General features: G+C 48.3%; 4 protein-coding genes. 2 read left to right on the top strand and 2 right to left on the bottom strand.

The genetic code is table 11. From position 1 onward, the window contains the following. Positions 1-1,756 precede the first annotated feature (1,756 nt). The gene (locus IF809_RS38010; RefSeq protein WP_440483358.1) at positions 1,757-2,059 is read left to right on the top strand and encodes a helix-turn-helix domain-containing protein; all 303 of its coding nucleotides are present in this window, start codon (positions 1,757-1,759) and stop codon (positions 2,057-2,059) included. Next, on the top strand, positions 2,059-2,865 hold the full coding sequence (locus tag IF809_RS38005) for an ImmA/IrrE family metallo-endopeptidase (RefSeq protein ID WP_440483357.1): 807 nt from the start codon (positions 2,059-2,061) through the stop codon (positions 2,863-2,865). Before IF809_RS38010 ends, IF809_RS38005 begins: the two co-directional genes overlap by 1 nt. Positions 2,866-2,906: 41 nt before the next feature. Here IF809_RS38005 and IF809_RS38000 read toward each other — a convergent pair whose 3' ends face one another. Continuing rightward, entirely contained in the window at positions 2,907-3,569 is a 663-nt protein-coding gene (locus IF809_RS38000; protein WP_443004064.1) for a hypothetical protein, read from the bottom strand. Positions 3,570-4,027: 458 nt separating this feature from the next. Next, on the bottom strand, positions 4,028-4,451 hold a 424-nt coding region (locus IF809_RS37995; RefSeq protein ID WP_462840034.1), incomplete at its 5' end, for a hypothetical protein.

Here is a 4,451-nt window from a genome sequence, read left to right as displayed (position 1 = left end):
GCCATGCCATAGAAACCTCCTTTTTTTGGCACAGTATAGGGGAGATTCGGGGTGTCGGGGCTGCGCCCTGACCAGCGTGTTGTCAACGCCAGGAACACCGGCGGTCATGACAACACATTTCCTGTCCGTCACCCTCGTTTTGGACGCGTCGCCCACGGCGGTGCTACAAAACATATCCTGTCCCGCATGAGAGCCACCGGCAGGATCGGCAACACGTCACCGAATGAAGGCATGTAATGACGTCAAACGTGAACACGTGGCCTATCTTGCATCGTCAACAAAAGCCCCACAATGACCGTGCGACACATCAGCTGCAGATGCACTTCCGCTTCCTCGCGTTGACAGACTGCGCTAGTCAACACTGCGGCGAGCGGTGGGGACAAAAAGGGAAGGATGAAGGTGTGAGTGGCATGCAGAAAAGCGGGAAAAGGCCACAGCCCGGCGGGCTGTTTTTCCATAGGCTCCGCCCTCCTGACGAGCGTCACCGAAATCAATGGATTTCCAGTGCTCAAATCAGAAGCGGCGAAACCTGACAGGACTTAAAGATCCCCACCGTTTCCGATGGGTCGCTCCCTCGTGCGCTCTCCTGTTCCCACCCTGAGGTTTACCCGTTGCAGTCCGCCGTAAGGTGGCGTTTTCTCATTCCTTCCCGCGCAACTGGGTGCCTTGTAGGTGGTTCGCTCCAAGCTGGACTATCTGCACGAACTCCCCGTTTAGTCCGACTACCGCGTCTATTCCGGTAACTATTCACTTGAATCCAACCCGGAAAGACACGAAAAATCGCCACTGGCGGTAGCCATTGGTAGCTGATTAGAGGAGTTGAGTCTTGAAGTTATGCATCAGTTAAGGCTAAACTGAAAGAACAAGTTTTGGTGACTGCGCTCCTCCAAGCCAGTTACCGCGGTTAAAAAGAGCGTCAACTCTTTGTAACCTTCGAAAAAACCGCCCTGCAAGGCGGTTTTTTCTTTTCTAGAATCGAAGACTACGCTGGTTGCTAACTCTCAGTCAAGAAACAAAAAAAGCAGCCAAAGGCTGCTTTATAAAAACCAGGCATTATTTGTACCTGAACAAATTCAGGTTATCGACCAGGCACTAAAAATGCCCAGGCTTCATACCCGTAATCGTGAGCATCGAGCATTCTCGTTGAGTTTTTCACTCGACGATAGCGGCAATATACCCATCTGAAGCCTTTAGGTGCTGGTTTGCTCATAGCATACCCTCCATCCCAAAAAATCATCCAGTTCTTGGCTGATGAAGATAAAAAGGCTACACTTCGATTCCCCAATCTAAGTTTTGCCCTTACATCATCAGCTCAATGCGGTCGACGGATGACTTCACCACATTGATTTTTTAGTTGTAAGATCACTTACCTTTCCCGCCACTCCCGTTTTTAGTTGGATCAACTAACTTATATGTTTGACCAGCTTTAGGAGTTGGCGGTAATGGCTCTCCCTTCACGACAGTTCGCTCCACCCCTGTCGAGGCGCCCCTAGGCCCAATAATCTCATACTGCCCTGAACGCTTAGCGATATTCCCAGACTTCATACATACCTCACTTCGTCACCAAAGCACGGAATTGTGCTTCTAAAACTATTGTATCATTTACAGCCAAAAAGTCAAGCTATAGATCTACTAAAAGTATTGCTAGAGAATTACCACGGTATTGCTGAAGCGATACTTTTAGACCATACTTACCAACAATAGAAACGCTCAAATTTCGAACAAACACTACTCAACAAGAAAAGAGGGAGCCACTATGCTGAACGAAAAAATTAGAGAGCTAAGAACTGATCGAGGACTTTCACTGGAGCAACTGGCGAATCAGATTGGTTCAACGAAAAGCTACATTTGGGAACTCGAAAAGAAACCGGAGATAAAACCATCTGCTGAAATAGTGTCCAAGCTTGCGCACGCATTAAATGTTACTATGGACTCGTTGATGGATGAGCAGAAGGAAAGCGATAAAGACGTCGTTTTCTTTAGAGAATACAAAACACTATCCGAGCCAACAAAGGTGCAATTAATGAGCATTTTGCAGGCTTTAAAACAACAAGGTTAATGATGAACAACCCCAGACTTGAAGCTTCACAGATAGCAGAAAAATGGCTCAACGCTCAAAAATCAGAGCACCCATTTCCGATTGACTGCATCAGAATAGCGGAAAGTCTGGGAATAAAAGTTCAAGGCGCAGAGCTCCCCAATGACTTCCAAGGGGCTCTATTCCTCACAGAGGAAGTTAACGCCATAATATATAACAACAATATTAAAGAAGATGGTCGAAAAAACTTTACGATAGCCCATGAGATTGGGCATTTTATCCTTCACCAAGATAAAGAAGAGGTTAAATGCAGAATCGACGACATAGATAGGTTCGAGATAACCCCTCATGGGAAAACCATAGAGAATGAAGCCAACCAGTTTGCAGCAAGTCTACTAATGCCAGAAAATGATATGGCTAACTTCTTAAAAAAATCCATACCAGACATAAACTTGGTACTCTCACTAGCCAGTCGTTACGGAACCACAGCAACAGCAACAGCATGCCAAATGGTGCATGTGTCAAAAACGCCATTAGCAGTCATTCTTTTAAATGAAGACAACTCCACAAAGTGGTGTTTCAGGAACAATCACTTTAGAGATCTATTCATCAAAAAAGGCACTGTAATCAACATATCAACTCATTCACCACAAGAAAACGAAGACTCTGTGCAGGAGCTCTGGTTCCCAAAACCAATTGAGCAACAATGGAAGCTAAAATCATCTTCATTAGATATGGAAGAGTACAAGCAAAGGCTTTACTTACTATCAGGAACAAAGTGCGTTTCCACCACATCCGAACCCCAGCATGATCTAAGCACTACATAATATTGCATCTACCATAACTTCCGTTGGGCGGACCTGTGTTCTTAGAGCGGTTTAAGTGTAAACAAAGGAAGTAGCATCTGGTTGTTTATCATCCACTCCAGTGAATGTTGGCACCGGTATGCGATAATTCGCTTTATCGTGGCAAAATCATCCTCCAGGTTGCGGCTAAGTATGGGCTCATGATGAGCAATACGGTTGCGCAGCTTTCTCACTGTCTCCAGATCGTTGTAGAGATTCTGCCGCAACTGCGCTGCGCTCAATCCCTGTGCAGCTGCATGAGGAAAAGCAGCCAGTATGTGATTGTTCCAGAGTCGGGTGTCGAATCTTCCGGTCAGAAGTTTCTGCCAAAAAACAAACTTGAGTTCAGGGATAACCTTTCCTGTCGTAGGCTGGTTCCTCCGACCATTAATAAGGTCGTCTTTGGGTTTATAACCATGAACAGGGATCGGCAGACTTCGTTCAAAACCCATAGACCACGGCCATCTGGGGCCGTATACCACCTCGAGCACATCTGAGAGAGCATTTCGCATAATCACTTCGCAAACATGTAAGGGTACAAAGAAGGCGGCAGATATTTGTGCGTTCCACATGTAAAGCCTCAGGGCTTTTTCTGTCTTTTGAATGCCAGCAGGCCCACCTAGAACATTTTCATACGTTCCTATTCTGGCCGCAGACAAGCTGGCCTTTATCCTGTTTGACGACATCGTCAGCAATCCTTATAATGAAGTTACTAGCCACGGGACTTGTTAGCAGTAATGCTTCCCCCCGAGGACAATCGACAGAGATATACAACAAAGGCCCGCTGTATGCTATACAGCGGGCCTTTGTTGTTTTAATTTCCTTCACTTAGGACACTTGCGACAACTCTGTCGATTTACCATAACATCCGTTTCCCGCACCGCCTCAGGCGCCCTATGTGCGCTTGAACAACCAAAGCAGTAAAACTCCCTCACTTCTCCGCAAAAAAGCCCGCAAAATGGCGTACAGGCCGTGTGGCGGCATGAATGGTTATGCAACCCAGTACGCAGAGACCAGTTTCAGAGAGAAACGCGCCCTAAGCGCGTGTTTTTGCCGTTTTGCCAATGTGAGAAACGGTGAACGGGCGGGCAATTCATTGCACGGCCGTGAGGCGTTGGCCAAGCCGGCGGCGCGGCAGTAGGGATCAACGGCGCCAGCGCTGCCACCACCGTTTGACGATCGCCGGCTCCGCCGGGGTCGGATGGTGCTCCAGACGCAAGACCGCCGCTTTCAAATCGGCGACCTCCTGCCGTAATGCGCGTATTTCGGCGAGTAATACCGCCTGATCTTCTGTGCCAACGGGGTGTGACACCGTGTGCCGCGCATTCGTGCCAGCGGGTTGCAGCTCGCCGTACACACGCAGCAATTCCGTGGTTTCTAACTCCCGCTTGCCATCGGCATTAGTTCGCCATGACACACGACCTGCCGCCATATCACGGTAGAGCGTCCGCCGACTTTTTCCGGTCAAGGCCTGTGCCTGCGCCACACTGTGCCATGCCATAGAAACCTCCTTTTTTTGGCACAGTATAGGGGAGATTCGGGGTGTCGGGGCTGCGCCCTGACCAGCG

It is taken from the genome of Bradyrhizobium sp. UFLA06-24 (genome assembly GCF_054967145.1).
The sequence above is the reverse complement of the archived record's forward strand: the minus strand, read 5'-3'. Positions and strand labels throughout refer to the sequence as shown.

Bases quoted from the DNA above. Each gene is read 5' to 3' on its own strand.
- IF809_RS38010 (WP_440483358.1), top strand. From the start codon at position 1,757: ATGCTGAACGAAAAAATTAGAGAGCTAAGAACTGATCGAGGACTTTCA.
- IF809_RS38005 (WP_440483357.1), top strand. From the start codon at position 2,059: ATGATGAACAACCCCAGACTTGAAGCTTCACAGATAGCAGAAAAATGG.
- IF809_RS38000 (WP_443004064.1), bottom strand. From the start codon at position 3,569: ATGTCGTCAAACAGGATAAAGGCCAGCTTGTCTGCGGCCAGAATAGGA.